The organism is Rhizobium sp. NXC14, from assembly GCF_002117485.1.
Classification (GTDB): domain Bacteria; phylum Pseudomonadota; class Alphaproteobacteria; order Rhizobiales; family Rhizobiaceae; genus Rhizobium.
This window is the reverse complement of record NZ_CP021031.1, coordinates 454,919-478,440: the sequence shown is the minus strand read 5'-3', so window position 1 is coordinate 478,440 and position 23,522 is coordinate 454,919. Positions and strand designations below refer to the sequence as shown.

The following is a 23,522-nucleotide window of genomic DNA, read 5'->3' as shown; positions in this document are numbered from 1 at the left end:
GCATGCCCCAGCTGCCGCCGGCGCGGTCGTAGCAGCACAGGGGCCTCTCCATGTCGACGGGCGCGCTCATGTACATGGCGCGTGCTTGCCCAGATACCCGTTGGCCCGCTGCAGGATCTGCGCCAACCCCTCTGCACGCGGCCCCAGCGGGGCGATGGCCTCCCCGGCGTCGCGCAACAGATCCGGCACGAACTGGCACGCTGCCTGCAGCCCCATGATCGACGCGCAGGTCGGCTTCTGCGCCGCCGCGTCCTTCCCGGGCGTCTTGCCCAGCGTCGCGTAGTCTGCCGTCGCGTCGAGAATGTCGTCGATCACCTGCAACGCGAGGCCAAGACGGGCGCTGTAGCGATCGAGCGCACGGTACAGCGCAGCGTGCGCGGCGTCCTCCGCGATGGCGCATAGCGCGCCCATGCGAACGGAAGCGCGCACGAGCGCTCCGGTCTTCATACGGTGCATCGTCACGATTCTGTCCAGCTCGACGTGCTTTCCGACCAGCGACAGATCCATGGCCTGTCCGCCTGCGGCACCCTCCGCGGACACGGCCCGAGCCAGTTCGCGCACGAGCGCGACACGATTGTCGGCCGGCGCATCCAGGCTCGCCAGAGTGAGGAATGCATGCGCCTGCAGCGCATCGCCGACCAGGATCGCAGTGGCTTCGCCGAATTTCACGTGCACGGTCGGAAGGCCGCGGCGAAGCACGTCGTCGTCCATCGCCGGCAGGTCGTCGTGGACGAGGGTACAGGCGTGCATCATCTCTATAGCGGCGCCGACGTCGTCGAGCATGTGCGCCGGCGAGTCGGCCAGGGCGCCGGCAGCCAGACAGAGCAAGGCGCGGGTGCGCTTCCCGCCCTGCAAGGTGGCGTAGCGCATCGCCGCCATCAACTCGGTCCCACCGTCGTCTTCGGCGCATAGAAGACGCGCCAGCGCCTGTTCGACCCGCTTTGCGCCATACTGCATCCAGATCTCCGGCAGCAGCCCGCCGGCTGCGCCGGGCGCCTGCGCGCCCGATCCGCCGAGCCCTGAAACGCCAGTTCGGTCGTCGTGTTGCTTAGAACCGGTCTGCATGTTGTTCATGTCCTTGTACCTGACAGGAGAGGGCCAAGGCGAGCAGCGAGCAGCCGCGGGTTGCCGGCATCGCTACCTCGCCACATGGGCATGCAATGGCAGCTCATGAGAACCCGATGCGGATTTTCATGGACGGTTGTGCGGTCGGGAAGTAGCGCCGGCCTTTTTCGGCGTCGCTCAGCAACCGTGGTCGCGCCCCGGCCTTGTGCATGGTCAGCGCCAAGGCGATGCTGAACTGCACAAGTTCCAGCCATACCAGGTGATAGCCGATGCAGACGTGTGGGCCGCTGCCGAACTGCAGCATGTCCAACGGCCGGATAGGCTCCGTGCGTTCCAGCCACCGTGTCAGGCGGAACTGATCAGGCGCCTCGTGCAGCATCGCCGAGGTCGAGAAATACAGCAGCGGGATTCCTAAACGGGTGCCCGCGGGAATGCGCCGCTGGCCAAGTTGTAATTCCTGCGTCGCGCGACGCGGTACGAGCGAGGACGCCGGATGCATCCGTAGCGTCTCGCGAAACAACGCCTCGGCGACCGGACACTGCGCCAGGTCCGCGTGCCGGGTCGGCACCGCGCCCACGCATTGCGCCTCTTCGACTAAGGCGTCCCACAGCTCCGGCTGCCTCGCCAGCTCGATCACCATCCAGGCCATTGTTGAGGCGGTGGTCTCGTGACCGGCAAGCAGCAGCAAGCGGATATTGGCGACCAAGACGTCATCGGAGAGCGCATCTTCGCTGTGATCGAAGGCGCCCACCATGTCGTTGATCAGCCCTGTGCGCGCGGCACACGCGCGCGCGTCGCGGATGAACTGGCGCGACTTCGTGTCGATCCAATCGCGGGCGGCGCGGCCGCGCTGCAATGGCATTCCTGGCAGGTCGATCGGGGGAGCGATCATCAACTGTAGCAGTTGCCGGTACTTGCGGTGCCATTCCGGCAGGTCTCGGGCGGGGATGCCCATAAGACTGAAGGTGAGTTTGAGCATCAGGTCGCCCGTTTCGGGCAGGATAGTTACTTCACCGCGATCGCGCCACGCCTGTACCCGAGCACGGATGACGGGTTCGAACAGCTCGCCAATGCGGGCTTCGGTCAGACCCCTGGGCAGAAACGCCGCCTTTATCCCATCGCGCGCCTGACGGTGCGCGCTGCCGTCCAAAGTAACCAACGTTCCGCCAAGGATGTCGGGCGCCATCTCTTCGATCAGCGCCGAGGACACTTCCTTGTGCCAGAGCAATGCAAACGCATCCGGCTCCAGGCAGGTCATGAGGTGGCCGGCAGGGCCGAAGTCCAGCCAGAAGTGGCTGCCTAGCGTCCTTTCCGCGCGGCGCAGCAGGCGCGGCAGATCGCAGACGATAGCGGGAAGATGCCCGACCAGGGGGTAAGCTCCGGGCATGACCGGGATGTCGTCCCGCAGCCGGTGCCAGCGGTTCAGCGGATTGAGCAGCACGTCCATCATCAGTGCGCCGCCGCAGCCGCTTCAGCGGCGTCATAGGCCGGCCGCGCCGCGCCGCTGTTGCCACCGTCGGCGTAAGTTGGAACATGTGCCAGCATGCCGCCGTCGATGCACACCACCTGGCCGGTGATGAACGCAGCCTCGTCGGAGAGCAGGAAGGTCACCAGCGCGGCTACGTCTTCGGGGCGGCCGGCATGCGGCAGGAGCTGGTGGCGGCGTAGATGTCGTTGCGTGCACTCGTCCAATTTGGCGAGGAGTCGTTCGGTCATAACAAGACCCGGCGCAACCGCGTTGCAGCGGATCTGCGCGTGACCGTACTGCGTGGCCAGCGAGGCCGACAGCATGTTCATAGCGGCCTTTGACGCGGCGTAGGACGTCAGTGCCGTGTCGCCGCTGAGCCCCTGGCACGACGACATGTTAACGATCGCGCCACCCCCACGGGCGATCATCTGTGGAATGGCCTGCCGGCAGCAGAGGAGGGTGCCGCGCAGATTGGTCGTCATGGTCTCGTCCCATACCGCCACGTCCAGGTCGAGGATCGCGCGGTCACGTAGGGTCAGATGCATGGCGCTAGCATTGTTAACAAGCACGTCGACCCCACCGAAGTGCTGCTCCACCGTCTTGAACAGCGATGCCACCGCCTGCGCATCGGCGATGTCCATGGCCACGGCCAGCGCTTGGCCCGCTTCGGCTTCGATCTGCGCGGTGCAGACGATGGCGGCAGAGCCGTCAATGTCGGCCACAACCACTCTGCCGCCCTCGCGCGCAATGGCGAGGGCGCATGCCTTACCGATCCCGGCGCCGGCGCCGGTCACCACGGCCACCTTGCCTTCAAATCGTCCCATCATGCCCTCCTGGATTGCGTAGATCTTTCGTTTCAGGTCGCGCGGCCTCTTCCGGAGAAGGCGCAGAGTCGGAGATGGTGCGATGGTCATTGCCGGCGTCGCTTTCGATCACCCGAATAGCAGCGACCGGGCACTGGCTGGCCGCAAGCCGCACGGCGGCGTGCAGCGCCTGCGGGACCGTCGCGACGGATACTTCGGCCACGCCGTCCGATTCGCGCTGGCGAAAGGCGCCCGGCAGCGTCAGCACGCACTGCCCGGTGGTTCCGCATAGATCCTGGTCGACCACCACGTGAACCTCAGCCGCCCCATGCGCGTGCAGCCGCACCGGTAGCGCTCGGAACGTCCTCAGGAAGGCGGAGGGCTCCCGGGTCGGCTGTTCGGCCAATGCCAGAGTGGGAAAGCGCGCCTGGATTTGCGGCAGGCTCTCGGCCAGTTGCACACGGGCCAGTTGCGCACCTAGGCAGAAGTGGATGCCGTGGCCGAAGCTCAGCATGATCTGCCCGTCGTTCGACATGCCAGGCCTGGTGCCGTGAAATCGCGCCGGATCGAATCGGTCGGGATCAGCGAAGGCGTCCGGGTCGCGATTGCCGGCCGCCATCAGCACACGCACGTCCGCGCCCTTCGGGATCACCACGCCGCGCAGTTCGATGTCGCGCTGGGCGATACGCGGAATGGAGCTGAACATAGCGGGCGCTTCGTAGCGCAGTACTTCTTCAACGAATGCCTCCACCCCTGTGGCGTCACCCTGCAGCCAGTGTCGCTGTTCGGGATACGCCAGCATCGCCAGGACCGCATGATCGACAGTCGCAGCAGTGGTGGCGAAGCCGCCCAGCAGCATGCCCCACAGCATGCTGATCAACTCGGCGTCTGAAAGCGTGTCGGAGTCGTCGCTGTGTGCGCTGACCAGAGTCGACACGATGTCCTGGTGGGGATCGGTGCGCTTGCGCAGTATGAGGTCACCGAAGTAGGCCTGCACCCTGGCACTGGCCGCGTCCGCCGCGGCAAGCTGGAGATCGCTGGCGTGCGGGCTCAGGCCTTCCAAAATAGTGCTGATGACGGCGGAGAGCTCGAAAATGTCCTCCTGGGGCATGCCGAACAGTTCGGCGAAGACAAGCATGGGCAAGGCCAGTGCGAATTCCCGATGCAGGTCCACCGCCTCTCCGCGCTCCAGTGCGGGCGCCATGCCGTCCAGGCGCGCTGCGACGATGCGCGCGATGCTCGGCCTCAGGTTGTCGATCTGGCGCATGGTGAAATCGCGCGATATCAGCCGGCGCAGACGCGTATGCGTCGGTGGCTCCTTCATGGCTAGCGTGGACGCCAGCAGATTGAGCGACAGGCTGGTCGCCGCACGAGGGAAGTAGCGCGCCAGTTCGCCCGGCGCCGGTCCCCGAAACTCATCGCCCGTCGCCTTCAACGCCCAGTAGATGTCGGCGTGACGGCTCAACAGAAAAAGGCCCGATGCCGAGCGATGCACCGGATCGTGCTCGCGCAACCACCGCATGAATGGATACGGGTTTTGGATGCACGCGGGCGACGCCAGTTCGGCGAAGGCGTCTTTGCATACTGCCGTGGTTTCTTGCACGTCCATCTTGGCTACCTGTCGGCTGACTGATCTGACCGGCGCGCGCCAGGCGCGCCGGCAAACTGCGGCGATTGCAATGCCCGGCGGCTTCCGCGCATCACCAGAGCACCGGGAACTCCTCGAACCCGCCGGTGATGATCTCCTTGCGCAACTTCAGTTCTTCTGGCGCCACGGCCAGGCGCAGCGCGGGAAAGCGCTGGAAGATCGAACCGAACACCACCTTGAGTTCCAGCCTGGCCAGCGCCGCGCCGATGCAATTGTGCGGCCCGTAGGAGAACGCCAGGTGCGGATTTGGGTCGCGCCCGATGTCGAAGACTTCCGGGTCCTCGAAATGGCGGGGATCAAACGACGTCGCCGGCAGACCCACCAGTACCTTGCTCTCCGCGGGAATATCCACGCCCGCGATGGTCACGTCGATCCTCGGATAGCGCATGATGCCGTCCCAGCCCGCGCCCGGCGAATACATGCGCAGGATTTCCTCCACCGCTCTGTCCGCCAGGGATGGATCGCGGGCCAGGCGTTCGCGCTGATGCGGATGGCGGAGCATTGCCAGCAGGCCGAATTCGATCTGGGCGACGGTGCTCTCGTGCCCCGCCACCAGCACGCCGGCCGCCAGGCCAACCGCCTCTTCCTCGGTTGCTTTGCCACGGTCGACCGCTGCGAGCAGATCGGTCAGCAGGTCGTCCCCCGGTTCCTCGCGCTTGCCCCGCATCTTGCGGCAAATGTAGGTTCGCAATTCTTCCCAAGCGACGCTCGACGCGCTCCGTGGACCGCTCTCATGCTGGTGCGTCATCACCTCGTCGGACAGCCCGGCGAAAAAGGTGTGATCCTCGTAGGGCACGCCCATCAGCGCGCTGATGACCATGGCCGGAAGCGGAAAGGAGAGGTGGCACCGCAGGTCGGCGGGCTGGGGCTGGGCAGCCAGCGTGTCGAACAACTGCGCGGCAACCATCTCGACCTGCTGCGCCAACAGCTTCACCCTGCGGTTGCTGAAGGCCGGCGCCACGATCGTGCGCAACCAGGCATGCTTGCCCCCCTCGTGAGAGACCAGCCACCCCGGCGAACCCAGAATCACCGAATCAGGGGTGAATGTCTCGGGCGGCATTCCCGCGGGCCGGAACGCCGCGTCTGACAGAACCGCCTTGGCCTCGTCGTAGCCCGTTACCCACCAGCCTTCGTGCCCGGACGGAAAGCGCACGCGGTGGATCGGACCCTTGGCGCGTAGCGCCAGCATCTCAGGTGATGGCTCGATATGATCGACGCGCCACATCGGCAGCGTCGGCAAGGGTTGTTCTAACATTGCGACGCTTTACTCTCTACGCCATGGAAGGGGCGGAAGGCGACGGACAGGCCGCGGGCAGAAAATGAGTTACGACAGCATTCAGACGATGTCCTTCGCGGCGATCGCCAGCGCCAGATCCTCCGGCCGCACGAACGACGCGGGGAAGGCATATTCCTATTCCAGGCGCGCCAGAGCGGCGCCCAGGCCAAAATACGGACCCTGGCGGAACGGCAGGTGCGGGTTGTGCGTGCGGGTGACATCGAACCGCGTCGCCCCAGATCGGCCGAAGGTATGAGTTGGCGCAGCAGCTTCGACCGCACCGGTCCGCCGACCCGCTCTACATCTGCCGCTTTGGTTGCACCGCTCGCGACGAGGGCGATAGTTGTGGCTCCCAAAAGAAGAACTCTAGATCGCATCCAACCTTTCCTATATTTTCCGGTTCACAACCAGCGCACAGTCAATGCCATCAAACCATCGGCACGAACTGACGCGCGCCCTGTCGCATAGACCATCGCACTGAGATTGGTGACGACGCCTTGAACAGAGCAAATCGCGTGCCGAAGTGAATTCCGCAGGCTTAGCAGGCACTTCGTAGCGGCGTGTGGTGTCAGGTTTCCGACATCCAGTCCCAATTCCGACAACCGGGGCTGAACGTTGCCGGTCAGCAAGCTGTGGAAAATGGTGGCGATTGTGCGGATTGCATGGCTTTGGAGCCGTGACATCGACGGAAACAGGTGGAAATGTCTGCCATCACAAAAGAGGGCACGATGACATGACCAACACCAATGAAATCGCTGATAAGATTGCCGCCGGCCATGGTCTGACGAAAGCGCAGAGCAAAATGATCGTGGAGGCCGTCTTCGCCGCAATCACGACCGCCGCCACATCCGGCGCGGAGACGTCAATCCCAGGGTTCGGCAAGTTCAAGGTGAAGACAACACCCGAGCGCGAAGCGCGCAATCCCGCCACCGGCGCGACGATCAAGGTGGCGGCTGCGAAGAAGCTGACCTTCCGGCCTGCGAAGGCGCTGAAGGACGCAATGAACGCGTAGCCCGCGCCTGGGGGCGGTGGCCCGGCCCGACCTGCGCCTAAAGTCACCAGCCCGGCGACCACTAATATGAATCGGTCCGGCAGGATCGGATTGATGAGCCTCGCTGGACGATCGGCGCTGTGGCGGCGAGACGGTGTATGATGGTTACACCTTGTCGATCGCGTCATCGCGGGGATCGACGGCAGACCGGGAAGCAGGTTGTACCTGGCAAGGCCGAAGCGGATGTGGAAGACCGGGCGCGGCTGACCTTTGATCGGCGGGGAGACGCATAATGCGGGGGATATTCTCGCATCCGGACTTTAGTTTCTGCAACATTCGGGATCGTGGAAAGGTCCACTCAGGACCCTTCGCACCTCATCGCGATGATACGTGCCGCATGAATCGCAATGCCTGTTTCCCGGTGGATATCCCTGATGATCGCTGCCAGCGACCCGAGCTCGGTCTCGCCCAGCGCGACCAGTCCCGGATAGTCCATCTCGGCGCCGTCGCAATCCGTTGACGATGCATTTGTCCAATCGCCACCGTTGATCCGGTATTCGTGCGTGTCCAAATCGATCTCGAGCTCATCGAGTAGATTGATGGCGAAGCGCTCGAACATCTCGCTCTCACCTTCGAGCCTAAATCCGGCATATTCATCGTCGCCGGCAAGAACGCTGCGCTCCAATGCCATGATGGAGCGGAGGCGAGCGTGAGCCGCATCGAGCCCTTCGATCAGGCGGTCGTGGAGGGCTCGCGAGAACTCGGTATCGCAGCCGAAGCGGTTTGCGAGGACGACGAGCCGGAAGCCGGCAAGCTTGGTGTAGAGCATGAGGTTCTGATCGATGGTCATAATGTGATCTCCTTCGTTGATGACGGAGATCGGCCACTCCCCGGCAAAGAGGGGTCAAGGACCGCGGAACGCGGCTCGCAAGCGGGGGAGCCGATTTTTCCAGAGTGCAGCGGCGGAAAAATTGGGGGAGACCGCGCCGTTCTTGACGCCGGATTTGCTGGAGTAAAATAGGACGTCAGAGAGAGAAGAGACCCGCGGGCCAGAAGGGGCCGCGACCGTGTCCGGCGTGAGCCGGCAGGAGTGTCGAGGGGTGAAATCCCTGACAGCCGAGAAGCCGGTCGATCCGGCGAACCGGCTCCACGCGCCGTAGAAAGAGCCGCCTCAGAAAGGCGGCTCGGCAACGATCGAACCATCCTGTTCGGCAAGCGCCACGGCAAGATCAGCTTGCGCGAATTCAAGCTCTACCTCGATCTGGCGACGCTCGGCGGCATCGCAGGCGTTCTTCAGTTCAGCCCGCAGTTCTTCGATGTGCTGTTCGATCGTCATCGTCTCATCTCCTTGAGTTCGTGAAAGACGAGAGCGCGAGGCGGGAGAAGATGACGGGGTCAAGGAGCGCGGCAGCGACCGACGGAGCCGGCGCGTGGGGGATCCGATTTTGTTGGAGCGCAGGTACGAAGCGGAGGCAAAATTGGGGGAACCGCGTGTCCTTTGACGCCGGCATTTTCTCCCGGCACGATAGCCCGATCTGAGCAGACAATAGTCCCTCTCCGTATTGCACTGAAAAAAGCTGGCAGCAGGCTCGATGCCTGCCGCCGGCTTGTCTCTATCCCAGTTCGGCCCCGCCTTTGCGGCGGGGCCTTGTCCGGGTCTCAGTCCCGGTTGGGGCGGGACCAGATCAGCTGGTAGCCGTCTTCGCCCTCGACTTCGGTGAGCGTTGCGTAGATCGGAGCGGGGAAGCTCGGATCGTCCAGCTTGACCGAGAGGTAGTCGCGGTCCTGCTCGGAGCGCTTCTGCCAGGCCGCACCCAGTTCGACATTGCCTGCATAGATGCGGAAGTGCGGGCCCTTATCGGAGGGGTTTTCGATGCGGGCGATGCGGGCCTTGACGTTGAGGGCGAGCGTGCGGATGGAGCCGTTGAAGCCGGTTTCGGAGGTGGTGAAGATGCCGATGGTTGCCATTGTCGTATTCCTTTTTTCGCTGTTATCGGGCCGCGCCCATCGCGGCCTCGATGGCTGTCGCAAGGATCGAGGACGATCGGACCGCACCTGAAAGGCCGAAATGAAATGTAGGGCGGCCAGGAGAAGCTTTGTTGTTCCGCGAGGAATGAGCGCATCGCGCTCAGGGGAAGAAAGTTTTCGCAAGGCCGTTGCGGGAAGACGATCGAGGCGAAGCCGGTCTTCGATCAGACATGCCTCATCGAGCCCGCGAAGGTCGTGGCCCGGCGCTGTGATCGAAGGGATAGGCTATGGCGGCCCGTCCCTCTCCCCGAACGCTGCAATGACCGGTCCGCTGTCCTGTCCACATGCCAGACCCAAACCTCGCAGAACCACCGAGCGTGGGGCGTTGCATTGCCCGCTCTCCGCGCTATCGTCGCGCCTCGGGATTCGTCGTCTGGAGGATCTATGCGTCAGCAGACAATGCCGTTTATCGTCGAAATCAAGCCGTCCCGGAAGGTCAAGCCGATCGCCCGGAAAACCTCGATCTGGGGCAAACTGGATCTTGCGGCTGATCGTGACACGCCCGCCGCGACCGACGGCCGAGAGTTGCCGGCCGCTGGCGAGGCCAACGACCGGCGCTGACAAAGTCTTCATGCAGCAAGGCGCTCGTCGGCTGCGTCGGGCTGCAGCGAATGCAGGAACGTCACGGCCCGTTGCGCATGCGCTGCCGCCTGGAAGATCGCCCGTCTGTCGTCGGTCAGGACCTTGAGCCAGGAGTCGAGATAGGACGCGTGATCGGGTCGGGGTTCGAGCTCGGGAACAATGCCAAGGTCGGCGCAAAGGAAGCAACTGCCGAGCTCGGCAATCAATTCCTCGCGAGCACGCTCAGTCCGGTCTTTGGCGTAGCGGCTGAGGTCGCGGCCGACACGGTGGTCCGGCGCGGTCCAATGGGTCACCTCGTGACTGAGGGTTGCATAGTAGCTTGCAGCGTCCTTGAAGCTCTCGAACAGCGGCATCTGAATGAGATCGGCGGCCGGCGAGAAGAAGGCCTGGTTGCCGCCGTGGCGAACAGAAGCACCGGTGTTGCGGAAGAACCGATCGGCATGCTCGATGCGCTCGACCGGATCTGGAGGCGGCGCTGGCCGGTGATGATATTGGGCGGGAAGTCCGTCGATCTGTGCGACGTTGAACACACTGTACGCCTTCAGGAAGGGGATTTCCCGCTCGACTTCGCCGCCGTTCCCGTCGGTTTCGGACTTGGTGAAACGGCTGGCGAAGACGACGGTCGTGCCGGTCTCGCCTTTGCGGACCGCGGCGCCCAGTTCCAGGGACTGCTTGAACGTCATCCATGTGGATGACGTATAACCTCGTGCGATGCCCTCCGACCATAACAGCAGCACGTTGACGCCAGAATAGGGTTGCCCATTGTAACGCAGCGGCCGGGTAATGCGGCCTGCCGTGTTCGCCGAATTCCATGGTTTCATCCAGGGCCGCACGCCCTTCGCAAGATCTTCGATGATCTTGTCGGTGATGCGGCTGTAGAGATCGCCCCGCTGATTTTCTGTGCTGCTCATATCAAAATCTCCGTTTCGAGGCCGCGCCTGTCGCGGCCCGTTGCGGAGGGGCAAGGGCAGGAGCAAGGCAGCCGGCGGATGCACCGGAACGGCCGCAACGAAGTGGAGGACGGCAAAGCCGTTGCGTCGGCCGGCGGCTCCTGCAGACCCGACGAGCGGAACGGGCCGCGGCGGGCGCGCCATCGGCTTCATTTTAGTTTGCTCGTTTCCGCCTCCGCGACACGAAAAAGGCCGGTCCCGCCATGGAACCGGCCGTTGTTGTGTCGACTGAAAAGCGGGGCGGAGCCCCGCCCGAGGCGTCTAATCGAAGGCTGAGATTTGCGCTTCGGCGGCCTTGCGGCTCAGCGAATGGCCCGGCTGCTCGACCGGCCGGTCGAAAGGCTTCCAGGTCTCGCCGATGACCTTAGCATAGGCAGCGACAGCGCCTTCGGCCGCCATCCTGAGCGAATGGGCCTGGATACCCATGTCGGCGGCAAACTCCCGCTTGCGCTGGGCGGCGCTGTCATAGCCGACGGGGCCGTCGAGGTCCTCGTCACGGGCATCGTTGGCGGCCTTGGCCGTGGCATCGCGCGCCTCGGTGACGGCGCGGCTGTAGAACTGGCCGGCGCCATGGGCAGAACCGACATACGCGCCGACGATCCGCTGCAGGTGGATCTGCATGGCCTTGTCGCCAAGGCCATCGGCGAGCGCATCGGCTGTCTCGAGGATCAGGCGCTCATGCAGGTCGCGGATGCCGTCGCTGTCGACGACGGCGGTCCCGAAACTCTCGGCGATCTTCAGCGCCTGGGCGGCGTCGGGGCATGTTAGCCGGACCATTTCGACGGTGGCGCCCTTGCGCAGTTGCACGACGCGTGCGGATTGGCGAGGAGAGGATGTGGGCTTGGCCATGGTCGTTTCCTTTCGAGGTCATCCGAAGCGGCTGCGGCCCCATGCCGGCTTGCCCTTCGGTGCGGTCAACCCGAACCGGCGGAAAGACCGGTGCTTCAGGGTCCGGCCCCACCTGGACGAGCGGAGCCGGTTTGCGTGCGAAGAGGGCAAGCCTGCCCTCGACGGAGCACGCCAGCCTGCTCCGAGAAGGACGGCGGGGTCCGGCCGCACCGCGGCGCGACAGCGGCCTTGAAACGCCGGCCGCCGGTTCAGACCGCAGCAAAGCCGAAGGGCAATCCGGCGTGGAGAGGAAGACGACGTCCTCGAAAGGAAACGAGAGGCTCCCCCGAAAACTCCGTCTTCCCACTCGCCGGGCGTGAATGCTTGCCTACCGCTCGGGCGGCTTGGGCAACCGGTAGAATTGCAGCCAGGTCGGACCGTGCGAGTTGCGAAGGCCGCGCAACACACCGCCGTCATCATGCGGCGGACCGCCCACCCACGCATTGCTGAGGATGGATTTCCAGCGGCGGCCATGCCTGGCGGCATAAGCCTGAAGCGCCGCTTGCTGATCCGCCGTCGGGGGCGGCATCACTTCACGGCGACAACGGGCAACACGCGTCTTTGGCGAGGCATCGGACACTGCTTCCTTGGCCGCGATCAGACGCCTGAGTTCCGCAACCCCTGTATTGAGGCAGGCTTCGCCTCGAGGTGATGGAACTGGCGCCAGAATGCGATTCTCTCAGCTGGCGATGTGCCGATACCGGCTTTTCGCTCCCGATCTCCGATCGTGCTCATGGCAACGCCCTCCGGGCTGTTGCGATGCGTACTCGCACCCGAAATGCCTTGATCGCCGCGTCCTGCCGGGCAAGTTTTCGCGTGAGCGCATCGACTTCCGCCTGACGTTCAGCCGTCAGAGCTGCCAGGCTCGCGCGGTAGCGTTCGAGGAAGGCACCCGGCTCCGACGGCTTGCTCGGCGGTAGCCGGCCTGGCGTCCACCAAGCTGCGGAATGAGCGCTGTCATGCGGCGCGTAATCTGCCGGTCGATGAGATCGAGCTGGTGCTGTGTCTTTCGCCGCGCCGCTTCCATTCTGGCAAGTTCGCCGGCCTGTCGTTCGCAATTGACCATCAGCCTTTTCCCCCCCCCGCGCCAACCGGCGAAGCTGGAGGGGCCGTCATAGGCTGCATGCCTTGCCTCATCGATGACAAAGCCGAAGCGCACGATTGCATACTCATCGCTTGGCACCAGGAAGCGACGCTCTTTCACGCGCTCGCCGGGCTTGCCGCCGATGGTGGCGATCACCTCGGTCATGCCGGGGTGATGGTCTGACCGCAGCGCCGAGATGACGATCCAATCGCCAGCGTGCTTCCGCGCGAAGGATCGGGCATCCTTCCCGTAGGACTCGCCGGGTGCGAGGGAGCGACCGGAGATCGCCTTCCAGGCATCCGGCCAAATGTCGCGGATCGTCCTGTCCGCGCACTTTCGTTCGTACGCCGTGAACAGGTCCGGGAAGGTCAGTGCGACGACCGCCCAGGCGGCATCCTCCTCGTACCAGCCGCCGTCTGCCCTCAGCCTCGGATGGACCCTGGCATTGCGAGCGGAGGACAACTGGAAGCCGCGATGGCCAGCCGTCGTGTGGGAGACGATGCCGTCGGCGTAGACGGTGGCGCTCTGCGACGCACCCCAAGGGGTGCTGCAGGTCATTGGCACGCTCTGTCGGGAAAGCAACCCCAACTCGCGGCTATGTTCCGCCTGTTCGATCGTGCGGTCGCGAAACGCCGCTTCGTCCGCGAGCGCGCCATGATGGGAATAGAAATCATCGCGTTTCAGCGCGGCAAGCGGCCGCGACACGCGCCATGCACTGGCGAGCAAATATTGCCCGTGACCGGCGAGAACCATTGTGAAGACGAGATCGCCGATACGTGCGACCGCCATGCTATCCGCAGCTGTGCCGAACTCCACCCCTAAAGTTTCAGGGGTGGAGACCTCTGTTTGGAGCGAGCGTGCCGGGTTCATGCCGCAGCCCTCCCTTCGACGTGATCGGCGGCGACCTCGTCGGCGTTCACCTCCTCGAGAACGGCGTGGGGATAGCCATGTCGGGAGAGCCATTCCTCGGCCGCGAGCTGATTGACGGCGAGATGCACGAGCTCGGCGTTGACGCCGGCGTGATCGAAGACGCGAACCGATCCGAGCGGCGGCCGCTCGATCACTTTGAATGTCAGCGTGTTGTCTAGCGAGAAGGTGCGGTGGATGCGGATGGCGATCACGGCATCTGCGCCGAGATCGCCCTCGTGAAGCGTAAAATTGGGCGACAGGCTGGTGGCGCCGAGGCTGCGTTCGCCCTCCTTGCGGATCAGCCGGCCCTGACCGTTCCGGGTCTTCCAGGCGGCGAGCTTCTTGCTGAAACGCTCGGGCGGTCTTGGGGTGCCATCCGACCAGGCGACGATGGAACCAACAGGGGCGAGGTCATAGATGAGAGACGCGGACATTTGGCGCATCCTCCTTTGAGTTTGGTGGTGGTGGAAACGAAACCGCCGCCGGGGCGGCCGGCGGCGGAAGATCATGCGGAGAAGAGGGTCAGCTATTCCGCCGCGATCCCGTAGGCGGTTTCCTCCTCGTCGGAGGCGTCATCAGTTGTCGTCACAGCGTCAGCGTCAGGATCCTGGTGATCCAGATCCGCTGCATCCGAGCTGACGGCGTCGTCGCGAGCGTCCGGCTGCACATCGCCTCCGATATCGCCCGTCGCCTCTTCCATCGTGCCAATCTCCTCATCGAAGCAATCGCCATGCTTGAGGAGATCGGCGATGTCCTTCAGGTCAGGCGCAAACAGCGCCGCCGGATGGACGAAGGTTGCCTCAGTCGATGCGAAGTGGTCGACGAGGGCTGCGCGGGTTTCGCGGACCCGCGGCCGAGGTTGGACGTTGGCCTCTTTTGCCGCGGTCTCCAGCGCCTGGCGCGACAGGCACAGAAGGAAATCCTCTGTTCCCATATTCGGCAGGAAACCGTCGGCGCCGATCGCCACGCCGGCGATCCGCGAGACGACGCCGCTGTTCGACATGCCACGGCGGCAAGACAGCACGTCGATGAGCACGCAGCGGGCGGCGGCGCGCACGTTGTCCATGTCGAACGACAACCTGCCGTCCGCGGAATAGAGGCGCGCGACGTGACGTTGGAACCGCTTCGCCCCAAACACGGTATCGTTGGCGCCGGAATCGACTCGGACATTGGTGCCGGCGAAGGCCATGACCAGGAGCGCCATCAGCATGTCGTCCTCGATCCGCGCGCGGGCCAGCGCCTCATGCAGCGCATCGGTCCGGAAATCACCGATCATGTCGAAGCCCTTCTGCGTGACGTCTGGTCTTGTCTTTCCGGCGACCACCGCCTCGTCGTTGTCCTCCTCCACCCCAACGGCTGCCGTGCCGGTCTGACCGGCGGACTTCCTGACCTCCGGCATTCGGTAGTGCACGCTCTGCACCTTGCCCTCGCGATCGAGATACATCGCGGTGCAATCGCCTTTGCCTGGCTTGCCGTAGACACGCTCGGCCTTCTTCGGCAGGTCCGGCTGGCCCCAATTGTTGACCTCGACGATCGCTCCCTTCTTCGGCAGGTTGCTCGCCATCCACTCCTGCTGGGCGCCGAGGAACGCCTCGACATTGGTGGTGTAGCGATTGTCCTCGTCGGCAGGGCCGAACAGGTCCTCCGCCCACTCGATACCGTAAGCCAGGCGAAGATCGTCGCCGAAGCTTGCATCGCGAGCGTACATGCGGGTTTTCGAGAGGCCGTTGGCGATCTGCCACCAGGCTGCCGTATCGCCCTTCTTCGGCTTGTGGGCTTTCCAGACCTCTTTCTGCTCCTCGGAGGATGAGGCCGCGATCGTTCTGAGCTGCTGCTCGTTCGGCATATCACCCTTCGCCATCTGGTCGAGCATGGCAGGCAGCACGTTGGCGAGCAGACGGAGCTTGCGGATCTGGCGGACGGGGAGGGCAAGCGCCACGGCGATCGCCTCCTCGGTCCAACCGAGCGCGACCAGCCGCTCGATGCCGCGCCATTGGTCGACGGGATTGAGCGGCTCACGCGCGATGTTCTCGACCATCGAGCGCATGGCGCCGTTGTCGTTCGCCGCCTCGACGACGATCACGTCGATTTCCTCGAGACCGGCGGCGATCGCCATCCGAGTGCGCCGGTGACCGGCTTCGATGACGTAACCGTTGCCGCCTGCTTCCGGGAAAATGACCGGCGGCTGGATTACGCCGACGGCTTTGATCGTCGCCAGAAGCAGGGCGTCGGCCTGCGGCGTCGACTTCGATTGGCGCGTGTTGTCGGGATTGTCCTTCAGCGCACGCGGATCAACCTTCATCAGTTGCATGGGATGTTCCTTTTCGGGGACTGGACACGGCCCTCTGCCTGCCCTTCTCGCGTCTTCATTCTTTTCGAAGACACCACCCGCAGCGCCGAGCGGGCGGCCGGTTGCAACTGCGGCCGAGCATTGCTGCCGCGAAGGACGAGCTGGGCTGCCAGCCCTGCGAAGGACGAGTGGCCGCGATTGCGAGCGGCGCGGTTCAGCGTCAGCGGCGCCCGGCCGACTGCTCTGCGACGGGATTTTTCTCTTCTTTCCGCTTCTCAATATTCCTTCTTCAAATCCGCTTCAAAGTAACGCACTGTCACACGCGCACAACTATTCCTTGCTTATACATTGACGTGACGATGGTGCTGGCGATCCGCTTGAGGCGGTCGAACGAGGGAGAGGACTCTGATGTCAGAAATCGCGTTGAAGGTATTTTCCAATGCGGACGACGTTCACCTGGTGTGGTCCCATCAGGACGACATTGACGGGTGTCTGGGGTTCGCGATTGAGTGCAAGCGAGGCGAGGCCGAGCCGAAATTCCTGTCAAATCGCGTCGGGTTCGAAGATGATATCGAAGACGATCCGCATGGGGAGCGCTACAGGTCGCGCCCGTCAGACATATGGCCGTTTCAGCGCTACGACTGGACCGATCATGCCGCCGATCTCGGAGACGTAATCTCCTACCGCGTCATTGCACGGGTCGTCGGGGCCGACGGAATATTGACGGACGGGCCGACAAGCGATTGGTCACCGACACTGCGGCTGACGGCAGATTGCGGAGACGGGGTGAGCGTCCATTTCAATCGTGGCTTTGTGCTCTCCCAGTTTATGGCGCGCTACATGAAGGAGAAGGGGGTAACCCTTCAGGAACTCAAGGAAAAAGCCGTCATCATCAGCCAGGAAGTCGACCGAAGCGTCCGCAATTTTCTCGGCGGGACGCTCCGCGAAACTGTCGTTGCGATGATGAGCGAAGTAGAGCGCGCGCCTCAGCTTGAGCTTCACGCAGCTCTTTACGAACTCAGCGATGAAGAACTGCTTGATGGCCTGGTCGCCATCGGCAGTCGCGCTCATATCGTCCTTGCACGGAAGCGTCAAGAAAGATGGCGACGACGAAAACGCCGACGCTCGCGCCCGCCTCAAAACCGCGGGCTGCGTCATACACGACCGGTTCCTGGCGCCGGACGGGCTTGCGCACAACAAGTTCGTCGTCATTGGCGAGCGGGAGGGAGATCAGTTTCATGCCGCAAAGGTGTGGACAGGTAGCTTCAACTGGACGCCCACCGGCCTATGCACCCAGCTTAACAACGGCATCCTCATTGAGAATGTCGAACTCGCTCGGCGTTTCGAGGCGCAGTTCGAGCTCCTCAAGGGTGCCGGCAACGGCTTCACGGACGCCCTGCTGGAGTCCAACAACAATCCGAAGCGCGGCATTGCTCTCGGAGCAGCCGAGGTGGACAGCTGGTTTTCCAAGCTCGGCAGAGAGATCGACATCAAGGAACTGATCGAACTGGTGAAGGGCGCGCGTCAGGGCGTGTTCTTCGTCATGTTCCAGCCGGGCAACGAACCGGTGCGAACGCTCCTTCGCATGCAAAGCGAGAAGGATCTCTATGTGCGTGGCGTCGCGACGCAATTGACCAGCAACGGGCTCGAAGATTTCAAGTTGCTGAAGAAGGTCCCAGAGCAATTCTTCCTGGATACCGTTCAGGCAACCGGCGTGGACATGTCCGTCGGCCGGTGGGCGGTGGAAGGGACCGCGAACGAGTTCCGGAACAGCATCGGCCACGCCATCACCCACTCTAAGGTGCTGGTGATCGATCCTTTCAGCGACGACCCCGTCGTCGTCACCGGATCTCACAACTTTTCGAAGTCGGCGAGCCGCGACAATGACGAGAACTTCATCGTGATCCGCGGTCAAAAAGAGATCGCGATGCACTACGCGATCAATGCGGTCCAGACCTATAACCACTATCGCTGGCGAGCCTATCTGGAAGAAGCCGAGCGCGAAGACAGGGATCCGTTTCAGTATCTGTCGCGCGATCCCCAATGGCAGCGCCGGCGGACCACGGGCGAAACGAAACGGATGCTGGCCTTCTGGCGTCCCGAGGCGTGAAGCCGGGTCTACCCGGGAGGCCGACCGACATAAAAAAATGGGCCAGCGGATACCGCGGCCCATGAAGTGTGAAGGTCAATAAACCTCCAGAGGGGAACAGCTGCTGCGGCGGCACTGGGAGGAGAGGCCGCCATGTGCATCAGCTGTGAACAGTATGGACGTTTTTTGAGCAGACGGAAGTCATTTATTGTACAATGCAGCTATGCACATGCTGCATCGCATACAAAAAGTCGGCAATGGGCCTGCCTCGAAGGTCAAGCTGCCTTTGGCTCGTCCGCCGCTTCCTCCCGCGCCACAGTCGCCAATTCCTCCTCAACGTCTCGAAGCTGCCGGCGCTTGTCGGCAAGCTCATCTGCAAATGCGAATACGCCGCCTTCGCGCGAGCGATAGGAGCCAAGACGCCGCTCGGCTTCATGCAGTCGATGCCGATACCGCGCCTGTTCATCGTCAAACCCGGTAAGCGCGTGCTCCAGCCGCGAGATCGCACCGATCGGCGTCACGGTGACGGCGAGATCGACCTCCTGGGTGGCGCCGGTACGCTGGAGAAGGGTGGCGTAGTGATAGCCGTCGCCCTTACCGAACCGCTCGCCGGAATAGATCAGATCGAAGCCGCCGATCGAAGCAATGGCGACATCACCCTCCTGTTGGAGCTGGACGAGGGTCAGTATTTCCTTCATCAGCGCCCGGCCGGCAAGCTTACGCTCCTCATAGGTTTCGCCCTTGACCACCATCATGAAGGCATCACCAGCAGTCGGTATGAGCCGTTCGATGTCCCTGGCAATCTCGCCGATACGCCGAATCGAAACCTCGATGTCGCGCTCGGCATCACGGATCTGCCGGCGCACGGCATATTGATCGTCGTCGTGAGCGGCGCGCAACCGTTCAAGCCGGGCGATGTCGGCCTCGAGCCCCGCCTTCTGCATCAGCCGTTCGTCACCGCTCGCGATCGCCTTGGCCATGGCGAACTGGTTCGCGGCCCCTTCGCCGAGGTCTTCGAGCCGGCGGATCGACGTATCGCCGGAGAGTGCCGCGGCAATGAAGCGGGCCTTGCGCTCGTTGTTCTGCCACATCGCGGCGTCGAGCGAGCCCTGGGTGGCATAGGCGAAGATATCGACCTCATCGTGCTGATTGCCCTGGCGGACGATCCGCCCCTCGCGCTGTTCGATCTGCGAGGGAAGCCAGGGAACGTCGAGATGATGCAGCGCCTTGAGACGAAGCTGCGCGTTGACGCCGGTCCCCATGGTCTCTGAAGAGCCGATCAGGAAGCGGACCTTGCCGGCGCGCACGTCGGCGAACAGACGCTGTTTCGCCTCGGTCTTCTTGTAGTCCTGCATGAAGGCGATTTCGGCGGGCGGAACGCCCATCCGGACGAGTTCGTCGCGGATCCATCGATAGGCTGAAAAGCCTCTCGTCTTCTCGACATTGATGGTGCCGAGATCGGAAAAGATCATCTGCGCCGCCCCGGGCCAATCGAACGGCTTGCCGTCCGGCCGCAGATAGGTCCGTTGTGACGTCTCCTGCCAAATACGGAAGGCGTTCTGGACCAGCAGGTTGAGCTTGTTTTCCGGCTCGTTCTCGCTGTCGCGGTCGACCAGGCGGAGGTCAATGGCGGCATGGCGCCCATCGGTGATGACGGAGAGCAGAATGTCATCGCCGGGCTGCGCCGGCCCCTCGCGCATTTCGATCGCCTTGATACGGGCGTCGAGGATGGTCTGATAGTTCTTGAAAGCCTGCGTCGGCTTGGCGGTCAGGATCTGCCGCCGGCCGGTGGAAAGGTTGGGCACCCTAACGTAGTCACGGAGATCCTCGGGCATTACCACGTCGGCGAAGCTGCGGAACATGGCGATCAGTTCCGGCACGTTGACGAAGGAAGCAAAGCGGCTGACAGGCTTGTATCTGCCCGACGGCTGGATCTCGAGTTCGATCGTCATGTCGCCGAAGGTCGAGGCCCAGGCGTCGAATTCGTGCAGGCCGCGTTCGGCCAGTGCGGCGTGCCCGAGCAGCCGTTGCACCGAGAACATCTCGCCGAGCGTATTGGTGATCGGCGTGCCGGATGCCAAAACCAGAGCCCGGCCGGGGTTTTTCGTCTCGATGAAACGGGACTTGACGTAGAGGTCCCAGGCACGCTGCGAGCCGTTCGGATCGATGCCTTTCAACGTCGACATGTTGGTGGCGAAGGAAAGCCTGCGGAATTCCTGCGCCTCATCGACGATGATCTGGTCGACGCCGATTTCAGAGATCGTCAGCAGATCGTCCTTGCGGGTCGACAACGCCTCCAGCCGTTCCTTCAGACCTTCCTTGAGCCGCTCCAGCCGCTTGCGCGAGACCCGATCCTCGCTGTCGACCTTTGTCAGCAGATCCTCATAGAGCTCCAGCTCGTCCTGGATCATCTGTTGCTCGAAGGCCGGCGGCACGGCGATGAACCGAAATGCCGAGTGCGTGATGATGATTGCATCCCAGGTTGCGGTTGCGGCGCGGGACAGGAAGCGAGCTCGCTTGTCCTTCGAGAAATTCGTCTCGTCGGCGACGAGAATGCGGGCGTTCGGATAGAGCGCCAGGAATTCGCGCGCCGCCTGCGCCAGGCAATGGCCCGGCACCACCAGCATTGCCTTGGCAATCAGTCCAAGGCGGCGCTGTTCCATGATAGCCGCCGCCAAGGTCATCGTCTTACCGGCGCCGACGGCGTGCGCGAGATAGGTCGCTCCCGACGAGATGATGCGCCAGATGCTACGCTTCTGATGCCCATAAAGAACAAAGGTGCCAGAGGCGCCGGGGAGTTGGAGATGAGAGCCGTCGAAGCGCCTGGGCGCGATGTTGTTGAAGCGGTCGTTGTAGACCCGCGCCAGCCAGTCGGTACGATCGGGATCGGTCCAGACCCAATTCTGGAAGGCTTGCTTGATTTTCTGCAGCTTGTCGCGGGCCGCTTCGGTATCGACGACGTTCAGCACCCGCCGCTCGCCGTCTGCGTCCTTGAACACGTCGAAGATCTGCGGCACCCGGCTGTTCAGCGCATCGGCGAGCAGCTCGCCGGCGTGACGCCGGTCGGTGCCCCATTCCGATGTGCCGGCCGCTGTCCATCCGAGCTGCCGCGCCTCAACCGTCCACGAGCCGAGCTCCGGCAAGTGGTGGATCCTGATCTCGGCGCCCATAGTCTCGTGCACGAAGTCGACGATATCGGCCGCCGGAATCCAGGGTGCACCCAATCGAGCGGTGATGTCAGAGGGACGCAGATCGGCGGGCTGCACCGCCTGCAGCGCACGGACATTGCGCTCATAGCCGGGATCCAACTCGGCCGCGGCTTTTGCGGCGGCGAGTTTCGTGCGCACGGCGCCGGAGAGATAGGCGTCCGCGGTCTGCCAGGAGCCCTCGGCGGGATCGCGAAAGATCGTATCGCCGAGCTCGTCGCGAACGGCGTCGGTGTCGCGATGCAGGAGTTCGGCGATGTGGTCGAGGTCGACACGACCGCGCTCGTTGAGGACGACCGCCAAGGCATCGGCGGCCGAGGTGATGACCGGCGGGGACGGGGGCGCGATAACGCGTTCGGAAAAAATCGCTCCCGGCCTGGCGGTGTCGGTTTCGAGGTCATAGTCCTCGATGGAGGCGACCAGCCAGCAATCGGGATCGTCTCGGAAGGGCTGGAGATTCGGCTGGCGATGCGTTTCGCGAACCTCGCCGGAATCCTCGATGATCGAGACTGTCGTATGATTGATCGGCCCGAAATCGCGCACGAAACTCGACCAGGCGATCCGCAGTCGCACCTGGCACTCGCGCCACGGACGATCCAGTTCCTGGGCCTTCAGCACCTCGCGCACTGCGTCTCGGATCGGAACGAGCTTCTTGATGATCCGGACATGCTTATCCGGAATGCCGTCGGCGCTGCGGCCATTGCGCATTTTCACCGCGACCGGTCCGCCATCGATCATCTGCATCAGGCCGTGCCTGTTGTCGAGGAAGAAGCTGCCCTCCCGAATCCGGCTTTGGTCAGGCTTCAGATCGAGGATTTCCGCCAGTTCGTCTTCGAGATCGAGATCGATTTCGGTCGGTTCGCCGTCGTAGATGCCCTCCGGAAGACGCTCGATAGCCGCATGAAGCGCCGGTTCCAAGCCTTCGCCCGGGCGCGCCACGCAGGTATAGGTCTCGCTGAAGGGGCCGGAGGCCAGGGCATGATCGCCGAGCACAGTATCCGGACGCTGCGCGAACCGGCGGTTCACGCGGATCGCTCCGTCCTCCGCTGTCGCTGGGCGGAATTCCTCCAAATCAAGCCACCCAAGATCGTTTGCGGCTTCGCCCGTCTTGCGCTTGCGAAAGAACAAGATGTCGACGACGACATCTGTGCCGGCTTCTCTCCGGAAACTGCCCTCCGGCAAGCGGATGGCGCCGACCAGGTCGGCAGTTTTTGCAATATGCTCCCTGCAGGTGCGGTCGGCCTTGTCCATGGTGCCGGCACTGGTGACGAAGGCGGCGAGCCCGCCAGGTTTCAGGAGATCGATCGCCCGCGCGATGAAATAGTCGTGCAGCCTGAGACCGAGCGCGCGATAGTGCCGGTCGGAACGAACCGTCCGATCGGAGAAGGGCGGGTTGCCGATAGCAAGATCGTAAATCGCATTCAGGTCGGTGCGCGCGAAGTCCGCGTTGATGATCCGCGCGCGCGGCTGCAGCAGTCGCGCGATGCGGGCGGTCACCGGATCGAGCTCGACACCGGTGACATAGCTGCAATCACGATAGTCAACTGGCATCAGAGCGGGAAACAGGCCGGTCCCGATCGCCGGTTCCAGCACCCGGCCGCCGCGCCAGCCGAGGCGCTGCAGGCCTGCCCAGACCGCGCGGATGATGAATTCAGGAGTGAAATGGGAATATTGGGTGCAGCGGGCGAGCGAGGCATAGTCGCTTTCCGTGACCGATGCCTCCAGCGAAGCTGCGAGATCTTCCCAGCCGCTGCGAAAACCGGTCTCACCCGGACGGCGGAACATGCCGTTGGCAAGCTCGGAGCTGCCGAACCCGGTGAAGCGGATCAGTCTGGCCTGCGCCTCGCGCGTGGCCGGCCGATCCTGCTTCTCGATCTCACCGGCTGTGAGGATGGCCGCAATGTTCTGGCGCGCTCGTTCCTTCCAGGTCGCGGCCAGATCGCGATCGCCGTTGTCGAGGTAGAAGTTGGCGCGCGCTCCTTGCTTGTATTGCTCTCTACGTATCGCAGGCGGGAGGGCCCACCCGGGGGCTGGGGCGGGCGGCGTCGGATCCGGGTCGTCGTCATTGGCGGCAAAACCGCCAAAGGCCGTGACGCCGATGCCGAGGCCGGACGACTGAGCGCCGCCGGCGAAGATGTCGAGGGTGAAGGGGTCGTTGCTCATTGAAAGCTCCTGGTGACGGCGCGAGCGTCGTTCTCCTGTCGCGCAAGACAGCAGGAGGCTCGCAATGGTGGATGAAGCGAAG

At 63.6% G+C, this 23,522-nt stretch carries 17 protein-coding genes and 3 pseudogenes; 3 read left to right on the top strand and 17 right to left on the bottom strand.

The window, feature by feature from the left end:
• Positions 1 to 66: 66 nt before the first annotated feature.
• The 6 genes and pseudogenes from NXC14_RS24060 to NXC14_RS33620 form a co-directional block, all read right to left on the bottom strand.
• The gene (locus tag NXC14_RS24060; RefSeq protein ID WP_198175548.1) at positions 67 to 1,074 is read right to left on the bottom strand and encodes a polyprenyl synthetase family protein; all 1,008 of its coding nucleotides are present in this window, start codon (positions 1,072 to 1,074) and stop codon (positions 67 to 69) included.
• Positions 1,075 to 1,168: 94 nt separating this feature from the next.
• Entirely contained in the window at positions 1,169 to 2,512 is a 1,344-nt protein-coding gene (locus NXC14_RS24055; protein WP_085780542.1) for a cytochrome P450, read from the bottom strand.
• Between the two features lie 2 nt (positions 2,513 to 2,514).
• Positions 2,515 to 3,357, bottom strand: coding sequence for an SDR family oxidoreductase (locus NXC14_RS24050; protein ID WP_085780541.1), 843 nt, complete (start codon positions 3,355 to 3,357; stop codon positions 2,515 to 2,517).
• Positions 3,344 to 4,945, bottom strand: coding sequence for a cytochrome P450 (locus NXC14_RS24045; RefSeq protein WP_085780540.1), 1,602 nt, complete (start codon positions 4,943 to 4,945; stop codon positions 3,344 to 3,346). The genes NXC14_RS24050 and NXC14_RS24045 overlap by 14 nt, the downstream gene beginning before the upstream one ends.
• Positions 4,946 to 5,036: 91 nt before the next feature.
• Positions 5,037 to 6,239: a cytochrome P450 gene (locus NXC14_RS24040; RefSeq protein WP_085780539.1), complete on the bottom strand. Its 1,203-nt coding sequence runs from the start codon at positions 6,237 to 6,239 to the stop codon at positions 5,037 to 5,039.
• Positions 6,240 to 6,320: 81 nt separating this feature from the next.
• A pseudogene (locus NXC14_RS33620) lies at positions 6,321 to 6,485 on the bottom strand (cytochrome P450); the annotation flags it as partial.
• Between the two features lie 508 nt (positions 6,486 to 6,993).
• On the opposite strand from NXC14_RS33620, the gene NXC14_RS24030 reads away from it, so the two are divergent.
• Entirely contained in the window at positions 6,994 to 7,272 is a 279-nt protein-coding gene (locus NXC14_RS24030; RefSeq protein WP_085780538.1) for an HU family DNA-binding protein, read from the top strand.
• A gap of 337 nt (positions 7,273 to 7,609) precedes the next feature.
• Here the strand turns inward: NXC14_RS24030 and NXC14_RS24025 are convergent, their stop codons facing one another.
• From NXC14_RS24025 to NXC14_RS24015, 3 genes are all read right to left on the bottom strand, one after another.
• On the bottom strand, positions 7,610 to 8,101 hold the full coding sequence (locus NXC14_RS24025; protein WP_085780537.1) for a hypothetical protein: 492 nt from the start codon (positions 8,099 to 8,101) through the stop codon (positions 7,610 to 7,612).
• A 321-nt stretch (positions 8,102 to 8,422) separates the two neighbouring features.
• Positions 8,423 to 8,587 (bottom strand): hypothetical protein, encoded by a 165-nt coding sequence (locus NXC14_RS33150; protein ID WP_198175547.1) that lies wholly within the window; start codon positions 8,585 to 8,587, stop codon positions 8,423 to 8,425.
• 323 nt (positions 8,588 to 8,910) lie between these two features.
• Positions 8,911 to 9,219: a DUF736 domain-containing protein gene (locus NXC14_RS24015; RefSeq protein WP_020923344.1), complete on the bottom strand. Its 309-nt coding sequence runs from the start codon at positions 9,217 to 9,219 to the stop codon at positions 8,911 to 8,913.
• A gap of 444 nt (positions 9,220 to 9,663) precedes the next feature.
• Here NXC14_RS24015 and NXC14_RS33145 point away from each other — a divergent pair, with 444 nt between their 5' ends.
• Entirely contained in the window at positions 9,664 to 9,840 is a 177-nt protein-coding gene (locus tag NXC14_RS33145; protein ID WP_198175546.1) for a hypothetical protein, read from the top strand.
• Positions 9,841 to 9,848: 8 nt separating this feature from the next.
• Here the strand turns inward: NXC14_RS33145 and NXC14_RS24005 are convergent, their stop codons facing one another.
• The 7 genes and pseudogenes from NXC14_RS24005 to NXC14_RS23965 all read right to left on the bottom strand — a co-directional run bounded on the left by NXC14_RS24005 (position 9,849) and on the right by NXC14_RS23965 (position 17,053).
• The gene (locus NXC14_RS24005; protein ID WP_085780610.1) at positions 9,849 to 10,772 is read right to left on the bottom strand and encodes a zincin-like metallopeptidase domain-containing protein; all 924 of its coding nucleotides are present in this window, start codon (positions 10,770 to 10,772) and stop codon (positions 9,849 to 9,851) included.
• A gap of 300 nt (positions 10,773 to 11,072) precedes the next feature.
• Positions 11,073 to 11,660, bottom strand: coding sequence for a hypothetical protein (locus NXC14_RS24000; protein WP_085780536.1), 588 nt, complete (start codon positions 11,658 to 11,660; stop codon positions 11,073 to 11,075).
• Positions 11,661 to 12,430: 770 nt separating this feature from the next.
• Positions 12,431 to 12,726: pseudogene (locus NXC14_RS23990) on the bottom strand (hypothetical protein).
• A gap of 54 nt (positions 12,727 to 12,780) precedes the next feature.
• Positions 12,781 to 13,653: pseudogene (locus NXC14_RS23985) on the bottom strand (hypothetical protein); the annotation flags it as partial.
• Complete coding sequence (locus NXC14_RS23980; protein ID WP_085780534.1) at positions 13,650 to 14,126, bottom strand: hypothetical protein; 477 nt, start codon at positions 14,124 to 14,126, stop codon at positions 13,650 to 13,652. The gene NXC14_RS23980 and the pseudogene NXC14_RS23985, both read right to left, overlap by 4 nt.
• Before the next feature lie 92 nt (positions 14,127 to 14,218).
• Positions 14,219 to 16,003 (bottom strand): ParB N-terminal domain-containing protein, encoded by a 1,785-nt coding sequence (locus NXC14_RS23975; protein WP_085780533.1) that lies wholly within the window; start codon positions 16,001 to 16,003, stop codon positions 14,219 to 14,221.
• Positions 16,004 to 16,729: 726 nt separating this feature from the next.
• Positions 16,730 to 17,053: a hypothetical protein gene (locus NXC14_RS23965; RefSeq protein WP_157131491.1), complete on the bottom strand. Its 324-nt coding sequence runs from the start codon at positions 17,051 to 17,053 to the stop codon at positions 16,730 to 16,732.
• Here NXC14_RS23965 and NXC14_RS23960 point away from each other — a divergent pair.
• Complete coding sequence (locus NXC14_RS23960) at positions 17,022 to 18,092, top strand: phospholipase D-like domain-containing protein (protein ID WP_198175545.1); 1,071 nt, start codon at positions 17,022 to 17,024, stop codon at positions 18,090 to 18,092. The genes NXC14_RS23965 and NXC14_RS23960 overlap by 32 nt on opposite strands.
• Before the next feature lie 254 nt (positions 18,093 to 18,346).
• Here the strand turns inward: NXC14_RS23960 and NXC14_RS23955 are convergent, their stop codons facing one another.
• Positions 18,347 to 23,440: an N-6 DNA methylase gene (locus NXC14_RS23955; protein ID WP_085780530.1), complete on the bottom strand. Its 5,094-nt coding sequence runs from the start codon at positions 23,438 to 23,440 to the stop codon at positions 18,347 to 18,349.
• Positions 23,441 to 23,522: the final 82 nt, after the last annotated feature.